Here is a 14,647-nt window from a genome sequence, read left to right as displayed (position 1 = left end):
TCCCGAGCCCCGGGTCGGCGTGGCGACCCGGACAGACGGGATGAATCAGTCGTCCATCCCCTTGCCGCGCCGGCCGGACACCCGGGCGATCTCCCGGTCCGCGTCCCGCTTGGCGAGGTCCTGCCGCTTGTCGTACGCCTTCTTGCCCTTGGCCAGGGCGATCTCCACCTTCGCCCAGCCGTCGGCGAAGTAGACCTGCAACGGCACCAACGTGTGGCCACCCTCGCGGGTCTTGCCGATCAGCCGGTCGATCTCCATGCGGTTGAGCAGCAGCTTGCGGGTACGCCGGGGCTCGTGGTTGGTCCAGGTGCCCTGGGTGTACTCCGGGATGTGCATGCCGTGCAGGTAGAGCTCGCCGTTGCGCTCCTGCGCGAAGGCGTCCACCAGCGAGGCGCGCCCGGCGCGCAGCGACTTGACCTCGGTGCCGGTCAGCGCCATGCCTGCCTCGTAGGTGTCGAGGATGGCGTAGTCGTGCCGCGCCTTGCGGTTGGAGGCGACCACCTTTCGTCCCTTTTCCCGTGGCATCGGCGCCACCTCCCTTCCTGGAATGCCGGCGACCGGGACGGCCCGGCCGCAGAGCGGAGATCATGCTACCCGAATGACAAGGGCCCTCCCGCGCCAATTATTCCTGGCGCGGGAGGGCCCTGACGACGACGCCGGGACGACCCGTATGGCGACTAGACCCGCAGGTAGAAGCGGAGGGTGACCCAGGCGGTGATGGCGGTGACCACGCTGCCGACCACGGCGATCAGCGGGAACATCAGGAAGATGTCCGACCAGGAGATCGGGGTGATCAGACCCTCGAGAGCCGACAGCGAGCCGCCGCCGATGACGTACTTGCCGACGACCAGCCAGCCCAGGGCGAGGATCGAGCCGAACAGACCGGCGACCACCGCCTCCAGCACGAACGGTGCCTGGATGAACCAGTTGGACGCGCCGACGAGTTTCATGACCGCGACCTCACGCCGCTTGCTGTATGCGGCCACCTGAATGGTGTTCGCGACCAGCAGCAGCGCCGCGGCGGCCATGACCACCGCGATGAAGAGCGCGAAGTTCTGGATCGAGGTGAGCACGCCGAAGACCTTGTCCAGCAGCTTGCTCTGGTCGACGATCTCGTCGACGCCCTCGGTGTCCTTGTACTGGTCGTAGATGTTCTTGTACTGCTCCGGGTTCACCAGCGTCAGCCGGAACGACTCCGGCAACTGGTCCGGCTTGACCGCGTTCACCAGGTCCGGCGCGTCCGAGTACATCTGCTGGAAGCGCTCGTAGGCCTGGTCCTTGTTGACGTAGTCAACTTCCTTGACCAGGGGGTCGCTCTTCAGCCGGCCGTCGAGGTCGGTGCGCTGCTGCTCGGTCACCTCCTGGGTCAGGAAGATCGAGACCTCGACGTTCTCGTAGTAGAGGTCCTTCATGTCCCCGACCTTCTGGTAGAGAAGGCCGCTGGCGCCCAGCATGAACAGCGACACGGTCATCGTAATGATCATGGCGATGGTCATGGTGACGTTGCGCCACAGTCCGACCAGTACCTCGGACAGGACGTATTTCACGCGCATCGGGAATTCCTCCGGGTCTCCGGCATGAGGTGTTCGTCGTCGTCAGGCGGCGGGGGTGACGGGTCGGGTCACCCGTAGACGCCGCGGGCCTGGTCGCGCACGATGCGGCCGCTCTCGATCTCCACGACGCGGCGGCGCATCTGGTTGACGATGTTGGAGTCGTGCGTGACCATCACGACGGTCGTGCCGGTGCGGTTGATCCGGTCCAGCAGACGCATGATCTCGATCGAGGTGTCCGGGTCCAGGTTTCCCGTCGGCTCGTCGGCGAGCAGGATCAACGGACGGTTCACGAAGGCCCGGGCGACGGCCACCCGCTGCTGCTCACCACCGGAGAGCTCGTGCGGGTAGCGGTGCTCCTTGCCACCGAGCCCGACCAGTTCCAGCACCTCGGGCACGACCCGGCGGGCCACGGCCTTGGTCTTGCCGATGACCTCGAGGGCGAACGCCACGTTCTCGTACGCGGTGCGGTTGGGAAGCAGCCGGAAGTCCTGGAACACGCAGCCGATGGAGCGCCGGAAGTGTGGTCGCTTCCAGGACCGCATCGACGTGACGTCCTTGCCGTTCACCACGACGCGGCCCTTGTTGGGGCTGACCTCGTGCAGCAGCATCTTGATGATGGTGGACTTGCCGGAGCCGGATGGCCCGATGAAGAAGACGAACTCGCCCTTCTCAATTGAGACGGACACGTTGTCGAGCGAAGGCCGGGACGCCTTCGGGTACGTCTTCGTCACTTGCTCAAGCTGAATCACGGGTGGTGAGTCTACGCGGTGTAACCGGAGAGCCAAGCCCCACGCCCCGCCCATGCGAGTCGCGTCATCGATTTAGTGGGTTGTGTGGAGATCGATGACGCGTTCCGCCCGCATGCCGTCACGCACTGTCGCCGGCAAGCTCCCGCTGCTTGCGCCAACGGATCCCGGCCTCGATGAAGCTGTCCAGATCGCCGTCGAAGACCGCGCTCGGATTGCCGGTCTCCTGCTCGGTTCGGAGATCCTTCACCATCTGATACGGGTGCAGGACGTACGAGCGCATCTGGTCCCCCCACGAGCCGGCCGCGTCGGTCTTCAGGCCCTGCATCTTGGCCTGCTCCTCCTGGCGCTTGCGCTCCAGCAGTCGGGCCTGCAGCACCCGCAGCGCGGACGCCTTGTTCTGCAGCTGCGACTTCTCGTTCTGGCAGGTCACCACGATGCCGGTCGGGATGTGGGTGATCCGAACCGCCGAGTCGGTGGTGTTGACGCTCTGTCCACCCGGGCCGGAGGAACGGTAGACGTCGATCCGCATCTCGTTCTCGGGGATGTCGATGTGGTCGGTCTGCTCCACCACCGGCAGCACCTCGACACCGGCGAAGCTGGTCTGCCGACGCCCCTGGTTGTCGAACGGGCTGATCCGGACCAGCCGGTGGGTGCCCGACTCGACACTGAGCGTGCCGAAGGCGTACGGGACCTTGACCGTGAAGGTGGCCGACTTGAGCCCGGCCTCCTCGGCGTACGAGGTCTCGTAGACCTCGGTCGGGTAGCCGTGCCGCTCGGCCCAACGCAGGTACATCCGGAGCAGCATCTCGGCGAAGTCCGCCGCGTCCACCCCGCCGGCGCCGGCCCGGATGGCGACCAGCGCCTCCCGGGAGTCGTACTCGCCGGAGAGCAGGGTGCGGACCTCCATCTCCTGGATGGCCTTGGTCAGCCCGGTGATCTCGCTCTCCACCTCGCCGAGCACGCTCGGGTCGGACTCCGCCTCGGCCAGCTCCAGCAGCACCCGGGCGTCGTCGAGCCGGGCGCGGAGGCTGCCCAGCCTGCCGATCTCGCCGTTGACGTACGACAGCTGGGAGGTCACGTGCTGGGCCTTGGCCTGGTCGTCCCAGAGATCGGGGGCGGAGGCCTCCTGCTCCAGCCGGGCCTTGTCGTCGCGCAGCCGGTCAAGGTCGAGCACGGCCTCGATGTTGCGCAGGGTGGCGTCGAGTTCCTTGAGCTGTTCGGCGTAATCGGCAGCGGTCACGACAGACAAGCGTACTGTGCCGCGCGCGGAGCAGCGCGTTCCCCTTGGCGAACCCGCCGGGAGGTCACCCGACGGGGGCGGTCTTCAGCCAGGACAGCGCCGCCTTGTGGTAGGCGACGGCGAACTCCAGGGCGGTCGCGTCGTACGTCTCGCCCTCCTTCTTGGCGTTCTTGACCTGCTCACGGACCTGCGCCAGCGCCTCGGTGTGGTATTCGTTCGCCGACGCGTAGAGGTTCTTGAGCTGGTTGGCCGAGTGCAGGTTGCCGAAGGCCATCCGCAACGCGATCGGGTTGCGGATCGTGTCCCGGCCGGGGTTTTCGGCCAGCCACTTGGAGAATGTCCGTTTCCCGGACGCGGTGATCGCGTACGGCTGGCTCAGCCGCGGGCCGGGCTTGCCCATCCGGACCATCCCCCGCTCGGCCAGCACCGGCAACTCGCGGTAGACCTGGCTGCGGGTCATCGACCAGTACGGCGCCAGCCGGCGCTCGGCGGCGGCCATCAGCTGGCCGCCTGTCATCGGGCCCTCGTGGAGCAGCCCGAGCAGGGCCGCCGCCGTGGGGTTGACTCCGGAATCCGCCATGGGCATTACGCTGCCACTTTGCCGTCGCGGCGTCCAGGATTTGGCGGTTTGCCACCCGACAGGACTTCCAATGTGCACTGTCGGCGGGCGACAGTCCGTTGAGGACTATCGATGCCTCCCGGTGGGGCCGGTCCGGGCCGCCGGCGACGCGGGTCGCGTCACCGGCGGCCGGGGACCGCTCAGCCCATGTGCGGGTAGGTGTGGTCGGTCGGCGGGACGAAGGTCTCCTTGATCGTCCGAGGGGACGTCCAGCGGACCAGGTTGTGCCAGGAGCCGGCCTTGTCGTTGGTGCCGCTGGCCCGGGCGCCGCCGAACGGCTGCTGCCCGACCACCGCGCCGGTCGGCTTGTCGTTGATGTAGAAGTTCCCGGCCGCGTACCGCATCTTCTCGGCGACCGCGTCGACGACCTGGCGGTCGGTCGCGAAGATCGACCCGGTCAGCGCGTACGGTGCGATCGACTCGGCCTGGGCCACCACCTCGTCGAAGCGGCCGTCCTCGAAGACGTGCACGCCGAGGATCGGCCCGAAGTATTCGGTGGTGAAGGTCTCGTGCGCGGCGTCGCTGCACTCGAAGAGCGTCGGCCGGACGAACCAGCCGACCGAGTCGTCGGCGGTGCCGCCGGCCAGGATCCGGCAGGTGTCGTCACCGGAGATCAACTCCAGCGCCGCGGTGTGCCGGGAGAACGCCTTGTCGTCGATCACCGCGCCGCCGAAGTTGCGGAAGTCGGTGACGTCGCCGTAGGTCAGCGAGTCGGTGGTCGCCGCCAGCCGGTCGCGCAGGCCGCCCTCCCAGAGCGAGCGCGGCACGTACGCCCGGGAGGCCGCCGAGCACTTCTGGCCCTGGTACTCGTAGGCGCCCCGGATCAGCGCGGTGTGCAGCGCGTCCACGTCGGCGCTGGTGTGCGCGACCACGAAGTCCTTGCCGCCGGTCTCGCCGACCAGCCGGGGGTAGCCGCGGTAGCGGGCGATGTTCTCGCCGACGGTCCGCCACAGGTGCTGGAAGACCTTGGTGGAGCCGGTGAAGTGGATGCCGGCCAGATCGGCGTCGGCGAGCACGACGTCGGAGACCTCCTCGCCGCGCCCGGTGACCATGTTGATCACGCCGGGCGGGAGGCCGGCCGCCTCGAAGAGCCGCATGGTGAAGTGCGCGGCGAACTGCTGGGTCGGGCCCGGCTTCCAGACCACGGTGTTGCCCATCAGGGCCGGCGCCGAGGGCAGGTTGCCGGCGATCGCGGTGAAGTTGAACGGGGTGACCGCGTAGACGAAGCCCTCCAGCGGGCGGTGGTCGAAGCGGTTCCACACCCCCGGCGACGACATCGGCTGCTCGGCGAGGAGGTTCCGGGCGAAGTGCACGTTGAACCGAAGGAAGTCGATCAGCTCGCAGGCCGCGTCGATCTCCGCCTGCACCGCAGTCTTGGACTGGCCGAGCATGGTGGCGGCGTTCAGGGTGTCGCGCCACGGGCCGGCGAGCAGCTCGGCCGCGCGCAGGAAGATCGCGGCCCGCTCCTCGAAGGGCAGCGCCCGCCACATCGGCGCCGCGTCCTTGGCCGCCTTGACCGCCGCCCGGGCGTCGTCGTGGGTGGCGTGCGCGGTGACGCCCAACACGTGGGCGTGCTTGTGCGGCTGCACCACGTTGATTGACTCGCCACCGGCCATCCGCTGCTCGCCGGCGATGGTCATCGGCAGGTCGATCCGCTCGGCGGCCAGCTCGGTCAGCCGCCGCTGGAGCCGCTCCCGGTCGGCACCGCCCGGCTCATAGGTGCGGACCGGCTCGTTGCGCGGCTCGGGTACGGAGAACACGGCGTCCATGACAGGCTCCTGGCGATCTCGACAGCGGTGGCGGAACCGGACCCGCGGGCACCGGCCGGACGGCCGGAAGCCGCACACCACCCCGGGTTGACCGGCGACGACGGCGGGACCTGCGCCGATTCTCCCACGCGCCGGTGACCGCCCCGCCTCCCCCGCCGCCCGGGGCCGACGCCCGGTGTGCAGGGGCCCGGGTGGTGGGTTCCGAAGGTGGGAACGCGGGGCGGTTAGGCTGGATGACCGGTGACCTGCCGACCCGTGAAGGGAAGACGATGACCAAGCAGCCCGGCGGCTCGACGGCCGCGGAGCCGGACCAGCCCACGGTCGGCGACACCGCACCGACCACGGTCGGCGAGGTCGCCCCGGCGGTGGTCGCGGCCCGGACCGCGGACGAGGCTGCCGTCGACGACCCCGCCCCGGCAGGCGACGAGACGACGGACGACGACCGGGCTGCGGAGGTGGACGACCAGGCCACCGGCGACGACCATGCCGCCGCTGACGATCAGGCCGCCGCCGTCGACGACCGGTTCGCCGATGACGAGGGCGCGGACGACGCCGCCACGGAGCCGGTCGACGGGTCGGTGCTCGCCCCCGCCGCCGGGGTGCTGGCGCTGCTCGCGCTGGGCTGGTTGGCCGCGATGCTCTGGTCGACCCGGGAGGCGATCCTCTCCGCGGCGGCCGGCATCACCGCGATCAGCCTCTCCGCCTTCGCGCTGCCCGGAGTCATCTCGGCCGCCCTGGTCGCCGGGGCCGCCGGCGCGCTCGCCGCCGGGAACCTGCTCGCCCGCCGGGGCCACGACCAGACGACCGTGCGCTTCGTCGGGGCGATCGGCGCCGGCATGGTGGTCGGCCTCGCCGCCGCGCTGGCGGTGAACCTCACCTACGCCGACAACTCGACCACCAACGTCATCGCCGGCACCGCCGCCGCCGCGGCGATCGTCGGCAGCGCGGTGGCCGGCGCCCGTACCGCGCCGGTGGTCGGCGCGGTGGTGGCCTCGGCGCTCGGCACGCTGGTCTTCGTGGTCGCGTTCAGCCGCGCCCGGGACGCCCTCTTCGACCTCTACGGCGCCGGAGACACCCAGGAGTCGCTGGTCAACGCGGCCAAGTGGGTGTCCCGCACCGAGTCCCTGCTGGCCGGGCTGGTGGCCGGGCTGCTGGCCTTCGGATACCTGACCTGGGCCCGGCGCAGGGCCGACCGGCGCGGCGCTGCGCTGGCCCCGCGTTGGCCGGCGTACCTGCTGGCCGGGGCGGGGCCGGGCCTGCTCCTGCTGCTGGCCGAGGTGATCATCCGGATCGGCGGGCGCTCGCTGCTCGACCTGGCCGGCGCGCTGAGCGAAGCGGACTCGGTCGCCCAGACCACCCTCGGCACCTCCCGGGTGGACAACGGCATCTGGGTGCTCTTCGTCGGGGCGCTCACCGCGCTCATCGCCTTCGGCCGGACGCTCGGCCCGTCGCCGGCCGACGCCGAGCCGGACGAGGAGACCCTGGAGCCGGAGGCGGCCCGCTGACCGACCGCCCTCAGGAGCCGGCGCGGAGCAGCACGTCGAGTTCGGTCACGTCGTACCACTCCAGCTCGTGGTCCTCGGCGCTGTCGACGGTGAACTGGGCGTCCGGGTCCCCGGCGAGCGCCTCGGTCACCACCTCCGCCGCCGCGGCGACGTCCTCGACCGCGTCGGCGCCGTCCACGTGGATCGCCGCGACGGCGCCCACCGGCACCGGGCCGTTCAGCCCGACGATGCTGGACCCCAACTCGCCGTCGGAGCGGCCGACCACGGCCGCCGGCAGATCGGCGGAGACCACCACCCGGCGACGGGGCGCGGCGGAATCGACCCGGAGCAGCTGCAACGCGTCCTGCGCGGCGCGGGTGAAGGCGACGTACTCCAACTCCTCCTCGTCGCCCTCGGCGTACCACTCGCGCAACGCCGGGGTGACCGCGTGCGCCTCGGCAGCGGTGAGCCCGTGTTCGCGCAGCCGGGCCAGCATCGGCACGGTCGCCGGCACGTACACCCGGACAAGCTCGTCGGTCACCGGTCTTCTCCCCGCTCAGGTCCTCCGCCGGCGGCAGCCGGCCCGGGCGCCGATCATGCCGTACGCCGTGACCGTCATACACCTCGCATCCGGTCGGTGGAAGTTCCCCGCCGGTGTGTCCCGCCAGGATGGCGTCGTCAGCCGCAGCCGGATGCTGGGCCAGGTCGGCAGTCGGTGGCAAACTGAGGCAAGCGACGCCAATCGAGGGAGTTTCCGTGGAGCCCAGGTTCCTGCTGCTGTCCGACGTGGCCGTCGAGCTGAACGTGTCGGATTCGCAGGTCTACCACATGGTGCGCAGCGGCGAGCTTCCCGCGATCAAGATCGGCGGGCGGGGTCAGTGGCGTGTGGAGCGAGCCCGGCTGGAGGAGTACATCCAGCAGAAGTACGACGAGACGGCCGAATGGGTACGGGGTAATCCGCTGACCGACCGCGACTCCGAGTAGCCCGCCGCACTCGTAGAGGCATTGACCGAGGGCTCTGCCATGCCCGAGAATGGAGCCAGTCGAAGGCAAACGAAGGCAAACGCAAGATCGGGGAGCAGCCGATGAGCGACATCCGCCGTCCCGGGCCATCCCGGCCCCCGATCCGGCTCCGTCCCGCGCCCCCGCTCGACCCGCCCTACGCCGACGAGGGCGACGGCTGGTCGCCGCCGACCCACGGCCAGCTCGCCCTCGACCTCTTCGCACCGGCGCGGCCCGATGCCGGCCGCCCGCCGGCCCGCCGGGCCGCGCTCCGACCGGTGCCCGCCGGCCCCGGCCGACACTCCGCCGCACCGCTGCCGCCCGGGGCGCTGGTGACCGCCACTCCGGAGGCGACCCGAGCCGCCCACCGCTTCGTCGGCACCTGCCTGGAGGTGCTCAACGGCTACCGGCCCCCGGGGCAGCTGCGTTCCCTGCTCGACCCGGCCCGGGCGCACGACCTGCTGACCGAGCTGGCGAACGCCGCCAGCCGCACCGGCCCGGCCCGGCGAAGGTCGACCCGCCCGACGGTCCGGCTGCGCCGGCTACGCGCCGGTGAGCCCCGCGACGGTGCGGTCGAGGTGGCCGCGGTGCTCACCGGCCCGGTCGGGCGCACGTGGGCGATGGCGCTGCGCCTGGAACACCGCCGCGGCCGCTGGCTCTGCACCGCGCTGCACGTCCTGTGAAGGCCCGCCCCGACGGCGCCCGAGGCCAGGGCCGAGGCGGGGCCGGGGCGCAGAATGCGCCCGGGGCGCCCACCTGACATTCGTCGGTGGGCGCCCCGGGTTTCCAACGGGTGTGGCCGACGCCGGATGGCGTCGGCGCGGTGATCAGGCGCCGCCGTTGGGCGCGCCGTGGCACCGCTTGTACTTGCGGCCGGAGCCGCACGGGCAGGGCGCGTTACGGGACGGGCCGTTGCTGGCCTCCGCCTGACCGGTCGCCGCGCGGCGGGCCGTGTTGCCCGCGACGGCCGGACCGCGCACGCCGGTAGCGGGGCGCTGCGGAGCGGTCGGGGCGGTCGTCCCCGGCCCGCCCGGAGCGGCCTTCGCCGGCCGGCCGACGCCGAGCGCCGGCGCCTGCTGCTCGGCCTGCTCGACGGCGACCGAACCGCCGCCCGCCTCACCGTCGATGGTGGGCGCGGAGTATTGCAGAGGCTGCTGCTGCGGGGCCCGGTTGAGGCCCTTCGCCCGCAGCTCCACCGGCTTGTCCAGCAGAGCGACCTCTTCGGCCTCCGGCTCCGGCTCCGCGACCTGGACCTCCAGGTTGTAGAGGAAGCCGACCGTCTCCTCCTTGATGCCGTCCATCATGGTGGCGAACATGTCGAAGCCCTCACGCTGGTATTCCACCACCGGGTCGCGCTGGGCGTAGGCCCGGAGGCTGATGCCCTCCTGGAGGTAGTCCATCTCGTAGAGGTGCTCGCGCCACTTCCGGTCGATGACCTGGAGCAGCACCATCCGCTCGAGCTGCCGGACGCCCTCCTCGCCGAGTTCCGCCTCGCGCCGGTCGTACGCGGCGTGCGCGTCCTCCTTCAGCCGGGAGATCAGGAAGTCGGCGTCCATGCCGGTGCGCGACCCGCCGGCCTCCTCCTCCAGCTCCTCGATGGTGATCCCCACCGGGTAGAGCTGCTTGAGGCTGGACCAGAGCTGCTCGAGGTCCCAGTCCTCGCCGTAGCCCTCGGAGGTGGCGCCCTGCACGTACGCCTCGACCACGTCGTCGATCATGTTGCGGACCTGGTCGGAGAGGTTCTCGCCGTTGAGCACGCGGAGCCGCTCGGCGTAGATCACCTGGCGCTGCTTGTTGAGCACCTCGTCGTACTTCAGCACGTTCTTGCGGATCTCGGCGTTCTGGCCCTCGATCTGGGCCTGGGCGCTCTTGATCTGGCGGGTGACCATCTTCGACTCGATGGGCACGTCCTCCGGGATGTTGAAGCGCTCCATCACCGCCTCGACCGCGCCGGCCCGGAAGCGCCGCATCAGCTCGTCCTGCAGCGAGAGGTAGAACCGGGACTCGCCGGGGTCACCCTGGCGGCCGGAGCGGCCGCGCAGCTGATTGTCGATCCGGCGCGACTCGTGCCGCTCGGTGCCCAGCACGTAGAGGCCGCCGGCGGCGGCCACCTCCTCGGCCTCGGCGTCGCAGGCCTGCTTCCAGGTGGGCAGGACCTCCTCCATCGCCTTGGCGTACTCCTCCTCGTTCTCCAGCGGGTCGAGGCCACGCTGACGCAGCTCGTTGGCCGCGAGGAACTCGGGGTTGCCGCCGAGCAGGATGTCGGTGCCCCGGCCGGCCATGTTGGTGGCCACGGTGACCGCGCCCTTACGGCCGGCCTGGGCGACGATCTCCGCCTCGCGGGCGTGGAACTTCGCGTTCAGCACCGAGTGCGGGATGCCGCGGCGGCGCAGCAACTGGGAGAGGATCTCGGAGTTCTCCACCGAGACGGTGCCGACCAGTACCGGCTGGCCCAGCTGGTGCCGCTCGGCGATGTCCTCCACCACGGCGTTGAACTTGGCCTTCTCGGTCTTGTAGATCACGTCCGGCCGGTCCTCACGGACCATCGGCCGGTGGGTCGGGATGGTCACCACGCCGACCTTGTAGACCTTGTTGAACTCGCTCGCCTCGGTCTGGGCGGTACCGGTCATCCCGGAGAGCTTCTCGTAGAGGCGGAAGTAGTTCTGGAGGGTGATGGTGGCCAGGGTCTGGTTCTCCTGCTTGATCTCCACCCCCTCCTTGGCCTCGATCGCCTGGTGCATGCCCTCGTTGTAGCGGCGCCCGTGCAGGATGCGGCCGGTGAACTCGTCGACGATCAGGACCTCACCGTCGCTGACGATGTAGTCCTTGTCGCGCTTGTAGAGCTCCTTGGCCTTGATCGCGTTGTTCAGGTAGCCGACCAGGGGCGTGTTCACCGACTCGTAGAGGTTGTCGATGCCCAGCCGGTCCTCGACCTTGGCCACGCCCCGCTCGGTGACCGCGATGGTCCGCTTGGCGTAGTCGACCTCGTAGTCGCCCTCGCCGTCCTTGCCCGCCTGCAACCGCGCCACCACACCGGCGAACTCGCCGTACCAGCGGGCCGAGTGCTCGGCCGGGCCGGAGATGATCAGCGGGGTGCGGGCCTCGTCGATCAGGATCGAGTCGACCTCGTCGACCACGGCGAAGTTGTGGCCCCGCTGGACCAGCTCCTCCTTCGACCAGGCCATGTTGTCGCGCAGGTAGTCGAAGCCGAACTCGTTGTTGGTGCCGTAGGTGATGTCGCACTCGTAGGCGGCCTTGTGCTCGGTGGCCGGCCGGTTCGGCAGCACGACGCCGACGCTGAGGCCGAGGAACTCGTGCACCCGGCCCATCCAGGCGGCGTCGCGCTGGGCGAGGTAGTCGTTGACGGTGATCACGTGCACGCCCTTGCCGGAGAGCGCGTTGAGGTAGACCGGCATGACCGAGGTCAGGGTCTTGCCCTCACCGGTCTTCATCTCGGCGATGTTGCCGAAGTGCAGCGCCGCGCCGCCCATCACCTGGACGTCGTACGGGCGCTGGCCGAGCACGCGGGCGGCCGCCTCCCGGCAGACCGCGAACGCCTCCGGCAGCAGGTCGTCGAGGGTCTCCCCGTCGGCCAGCCGCTCCTTGAACTGCTCGGTCATGCCGCTCAGCTCGTCGTCGGTGAGGTTGACGTAGTCGTCCTCGATCGAGCTCACGGCGTTGGCGACGGCCTTGAGCCGGCGCACCATCCGGCCCTCGCCCGCGTTAAGGACCTTTTCCAGAATCGACACGGATCAACGCTCCCCTAGACAGTCTCGAACCATCGTAGGCGCTACATCGGGGCGATGGTCACTGGTGGCGGTGGACCGGACCCCGGAAAGCGACATATCGCACGCCCCGCGCGGAGACCGGCGGATATCCGGTTACGCCGTGGGCGAACGATCCGGCACGATGCTGCCGTGGAGCCCGTGGAGATCACCGAAGACGGCCTGTTGCTGCGCCCGTGGCGCGCCACCGACGCCGAGGCGGTGCACCGTGCGTGCCAGGATCCGGACATCCAGCGCTGGACCACCGTACCCCGGCCGTACCTGCCGGAACACGCCAGCACGTTCGTCACCGAGGTCAGCGGTCAGGACTGGGCGAACGGCACCGGAGCCCCGTTCGCGGTCTGCGACGCGGCCACCGGGGAGGTGCTCGGCTCCTGCGGCCTGGTCACGATCGACACCCGCCTCGGCTCCGCGGAGATCGGCTACTGGACGGCGCCCTGGGCGCGTGGCCGCGGTGTGACCGTGCGGGCCGCCCGGGCGGTCGCCCGCTGGGCGTTCGACACGCTCAAGCTGCGGCGGCTGATCTGGCAGGCGGAGGTGGGCAATCACGCGTCCCGGCTGGTCGCGCTCCGGACCGGGTTCCGGATCGAGGGTCGGCTCCGGCTCGCCGATCCCGCCCCCGAGGGCAGCGCCGACGGCTGGATCGGCTCGCTGTTCCCCGGCGAGGTGCCCGCGGTCGGCACGGCCGGCCCGGCCGCCGCCGGCACCGTCCAGGCCCGGCGGGCCGCCGTCTTCGGCCGGCCGCAGCCCACCCTCTTCGCCACCGCCGGCGCCACCGAGCTGCGGATCCGGCCGATGGAGGAGCGCGACCTGGACGCCGTCGTCGAGACCTGCCGGGACCCCGACAGCATCCGCTGGACCACCGTGCCCGACCCCTACGAGCGGTCGGACGCCGAAGGCTTCCTCGACTTCGTCCGGAACGGCTGGGCCGCGGGCACCAATGCCTGCTTCGTCTTCGCCGACGCCGACGACCGGTACGCCGGCTCGATCGACCTGCGGCTCTCCCCCAGCGACCCGCTCCTCGCCGACGTCGGCTTCATGACCGCTCCGGCCGCCCGCGGCCAGGGCTTCATGCCGGCCGCGCTGGCCGCGCTCTGCGCCTGGGGCTTCACCACGCTCGGCCTGGCCCGGATCGAGTGGCGGGCCAACGTGGGCAACACCGCCTCACGGCGGGCCGCCGAGAAGGCCGGGTTCACCTTCGAGGGCACCGCCCGGGCCGGGGTCCTCCACCGCGGCGAGCGGACGGACGCCTGGGTCGGCGCCCTGCTCGCCGAGGACCTGACGTGACGCCGGAGGTCATCGAGGCTGACGGGGTCCGGCTGCGGCCGTTCCGCCTCGACGACATCGCCGACGTGGTCGCCGGCTGCGCCGACCCGCTGAGCCAGCGTTTCGTCACCGCCCTGCCGGCGCCGTACACCGAGGCGGACGCCCGGTGGTGGATCGCCGAGGGCGCCCCGGCGGTCCGGTCCGGCGGCGGGGCGGCGTACGCCATCGCCGACCCGGCCACCGACCGGCTGCTCGGCGCGGTGGGTCTGAGTCGGCCGGCGTCGTATCTCGGCACCGTCGAGATCGGCTACTGGCTGACGCCCTCGGCGCGCGGGCGCGGGGTGGCCACCGCGGCCGCCCGGGCGCTCAGCGAACACGCCTTCGACGCCGGGTGGGCCCGGCTGGAACTGTTCACCCACCCGGAGAACGCCGCCAGTCAGCGGGTGGCCCTGGCCGCCGGCTTCCGTTACGAGGGGCTACGCCGGGGCGCCGGCCAGACGCGCGGCGGCGGTCGGCACGACCTGCTGACCTGGGTACGCCTCGCCGACGACCCGTCCGGACCGGCCCCGCGGCCGCTGCCCGACCTGCCGCAGGGGCGGCTGACCGACGGTGTGGTGACCCTGCGGCGGTTGGCCCCGGCGGACGCGGACGTGATGTTCCGGCTGCACACCCGGCCGGAGGTGGTCGCGAACCAGGCTCCGCCGGTGCCGCCGGAGCGGGCCGCGATCGACCGCCGGTGCCTGCTGTCGGAGAGCCAGTGGCTCACCGGTGAGCTGGCCCGGATGCTGATCCTCGACGCGGCGAGCGGTGCGCCGGCCGGCAGTTGCGGGCTCTCGGTGAGCGACCCGCACGCCGGTGAGGGCACGATCGGCTACGCGCTGCTGCCGGAGTGGCGCGGCCAGGGGTACGCCACCCGGACCGTCCGACTCCTCGCCGGCTGGGGCTTCGGACCGGCGGGCCTGGCCCGGCTCGCCGCCGCCACCGTGCCGGAGAACGTCGCCTCGCAGCGGGTGCTGGAGAACGTCGGCTTCCGCCGGGAGGGTCTGCTCCGCGGCCGACTGCCCGGCCTCGACGACACCCGGCTCGACGACCTCGTCTTCGGCCTGCTGCCGGCGGAGTTCCACTGACGGGTCGGGGAGCCGCGGTGGTGACCACCGCGGCTCTCCGGGTCGACCCGACC

13 protein-coding genes are annotated in these 14,647 nt (G+C 71.3%); 5 read left to right on the top strand and 8 right to left on the bottom strand.

Annotated elements, in window-relative coordinates:
• Positions 1-45: 45 nt before the first annotated feature.
• The 6 genes from smpB to pruA all read right to left on the bottom strand — a co-directional run bounded on the left by smpB (position 46) and on the right by pruA (position 5,930).
• A complete protein-coding gene (gene smpB, locus ACIP9D_RS09965; RefSeq protein WP_350868949.1) occupies positions 46-525 on the bottom strand; it encodes an SsrA-binding protein SmpB in 480 nt (159 codons plus the stop codon).
• A 152-nt stretch (positions 526-677) separates the two neighbouring features.
• Positions 678-1,553, bottom strand: a complete 876-nt coding sequence (gene ftsX / locus ACIP9D_RS09960; protein WP_350868947.1) for a permease-like cell division protein FtsX — start codon at positions 1,551-1,553, stop codon at positions 678-680.
• Positions 1,554-1,621: 68 nt separating this feature from the next.
• Positions 1,622-2,302 (bottom strand): cell division ATP-binding protein FtsE, encoded by a 681-nt coding sequence (gene ftsE, locus ACIP9D_RS09955; protein ID WP_109802316.1) that lies wholly within the window; start codon positions 2,300-2,302, stop codon positions 1,622-1,624.
• Positions 2,303-2,420: 118 nt separating this feature from the next.
• On the bottom strand, positions 2,421-3,542 hold the full coding sequence (prfB, locus tag ACIP9D_RS09950; RefSeq protein WP_350868945.1) for a peptide chain release factor 2: 1,122 nt from the start codon (positions 3,540-3,542) through the stop codon (positions 2,421-2,423).
• Positions 3,543-3,606: 64 nt separating this feature from the next.
• Positions 3,607-4,122, bottom strand: coding sequence for a PadR family transcriptional regulator (locus tag ACIP9D_RS09945; protein WP_350868942.1), 516 nt, complete (start codon positions 4,120-4,122; stop codon positions 3,607-3,609).
• 179 nt (positions 4,123-4,301) lie between these two features.
• Positions 4,302-5,930, bottom strand: a complete 1,629-nt coding sequence (gene pruA / locus ACIP9D_RS09940) for an L-glutamate gamma-semialdehyde dehydrogenase (protein WP_350868940.1) — start codon at positions 5,928-5,930, stop codon at positions 4,302-4,304.
• Between the two features lie 269 nt (positions 5,931-6,199).
• Here pruA and ACIP9D_RS09935 point away from each other — a divergent pair, with 269 nt between their 5' ends.
• Complete coding sequence (locus ACIP9D_RS09935) at positions 6,200-7,435, top strand: hypothetical protein (RefSeq protein WP_350868938.1); 1,236 nt, start codon at positions 6,200-6,202, stop codon at positions 7,433-7,435.
• Between the two features lie 10 nt (positions 7,436-7,445).
• Here ACIP9D_RS09935 and ACIP9D_RS09930 read toward each other — a convergent pair whose 3' ends face one another.
• Complete coding sequence (locus ACIP9D_RS09930) at positions 7,446-7,955, bottom strand: DUF6912 family protein (protein WP_350868936.1); 510 nt, start codon at positions 7,953-7,955, stop codon at positions 7,446-7,448.
• 215 nt (positions 7,956-8,170) lie between these two features.
• Between ACIP9D_RS09930 and ACIP9D_RS09925 the strand changes: the two genes are divergently transcribed.
• Both ACIP9D_RS09925 and ACIP9D_RS09920 read left to right on the top strand, forming a co-directional pair.
• Positions 8,171-8,398 carry a helix-turn-helix domain-containing protein gene (locus ACIP9D_RS09925; RefSeq protein ID WP_350868934.1) on the top strand — a complete coding sequence of 76 codons (228 nt, stop codon included), beginning with the start codon at positions 8,171-8,173 and terminating at the stop codon, positions 8,396-8,398.
• 101 nt (positions 8,399-8,499) lie between these two features.
• Entirely contained in the window at positions 8,500-9,099 is a 600-nt protein-coding gene (locus tag ACIP9D_RS09920) for an Rv3235 family protein (protein WP_350868932.1), read from the top strand.
• A gap of 144 nt (positions 9,100-9,243) precedes the next feature.
• Here ACIP9D_RS09920 and secA read toward each other — a convergent pair whose 3' ends face one another.
• Entirely contained in the window at positions 9,244-12,165 is a 2,922-nt protein-coding gene (gene secA, locus ACIP9D_RS09915) for a preprotein translocase subunit SecA (RefSeq protein WP_350868931.1), read from the bottom strand.
• Between the two features lie 168 nt (positions 12,166-12,333).
• On the opposite strand from secA, the gene ACIP9D_RS09910 reads away from it, so the two are divergent.
• Both ACIP9D_RS09910 and ACIP9D_RS09905 read left to right on the top strand, forming a co-directional pair.
• Entirely contained in the window at positions 12,334-13,488 is a 1,155-nt protein-coding gene (locus ACIP9D_RS09910) for a GNAT family N-acetyltransferase (RefSeq protein ID WP_350868929.1), read from the top strand.
• Positions 13,485-14,594, top strand: a complete 1,110-nt coding sequence (locus tag ACIP9D_RS09905; protein WP_350868927.1) for a GNAT family N-acetyltransferase — start codon at positions 13,485-13,487, stop codon at positions 14,592-14,594. The genes ACIP9D_RS09910 and ACIP9D_RS09905 overlap by 4 nt, the downstream gene beginning before the upstream one ends.
• The last annotated feature ends 53 nt before the right edge of the window (positions 14,595-14,647 follow it).

The organism is Micromonospora sp. NPDC093243, from assembly GCF_044753725.1.
Lineage (GTDB): Bacteria > Actinomycetota > Actinomycetes > Mycobacteriales > Micromonosporaceae > Micromonospora.
Note: the sequence above shows the minus strand (reverse complement) of the source record. Positions and strands in the feature narration are given on the sequence as shown.

What these genes read in the sequence shown, in the direction of transcription:
- ACIP9D_RS09935 (WP_350868938.1), top strand. Translation starts at nt 6,200, where the DNA reads ATGACCAAGCAGCCCGGCGGCTCGACGGCCGCGGAGCCGGACCAGCCC.
- pruA (WP_350868940.1), bottom strand. Translation starts at nt 5,930, where the DNA reads ATGGACGCCGTGTTCTCCGTACCCGAGCCGCGCAACGAGCCGGTCCGC.
- ACIP9D_RS09945 (WP_350868942.1), bottom strand. Translation starts at nt 4,122, where the DNA reads ATGGCGGATTCCGGAGTCAACCCCACGGCGGCGGCCCTGCTCGGGCTG.
- ACIP9D_RS09920 (WP_350868932.1), top strand. Translation starts at nt 8,500, where the DNA reads ATGAGCGACATCCGCCGTCCCGGGCCATCCCGGCCCCCGATCCGGCTC.
- smpB (WP_350868949.1), bottom strand. Translation starts at nt 525, where the DNA reads ATGCCACGGGAAAAGGGACGAAAGGTGGTCGCCTCCAACCGCAAGGCG.
- ftsX (WP_350868947.1), bottom strand. Translation starts at nt 1,553, where the DNA reads ATGCGCGTGAAATACGTCCTGTCCGAGGTACTGGTCGGACTGTGGCGC.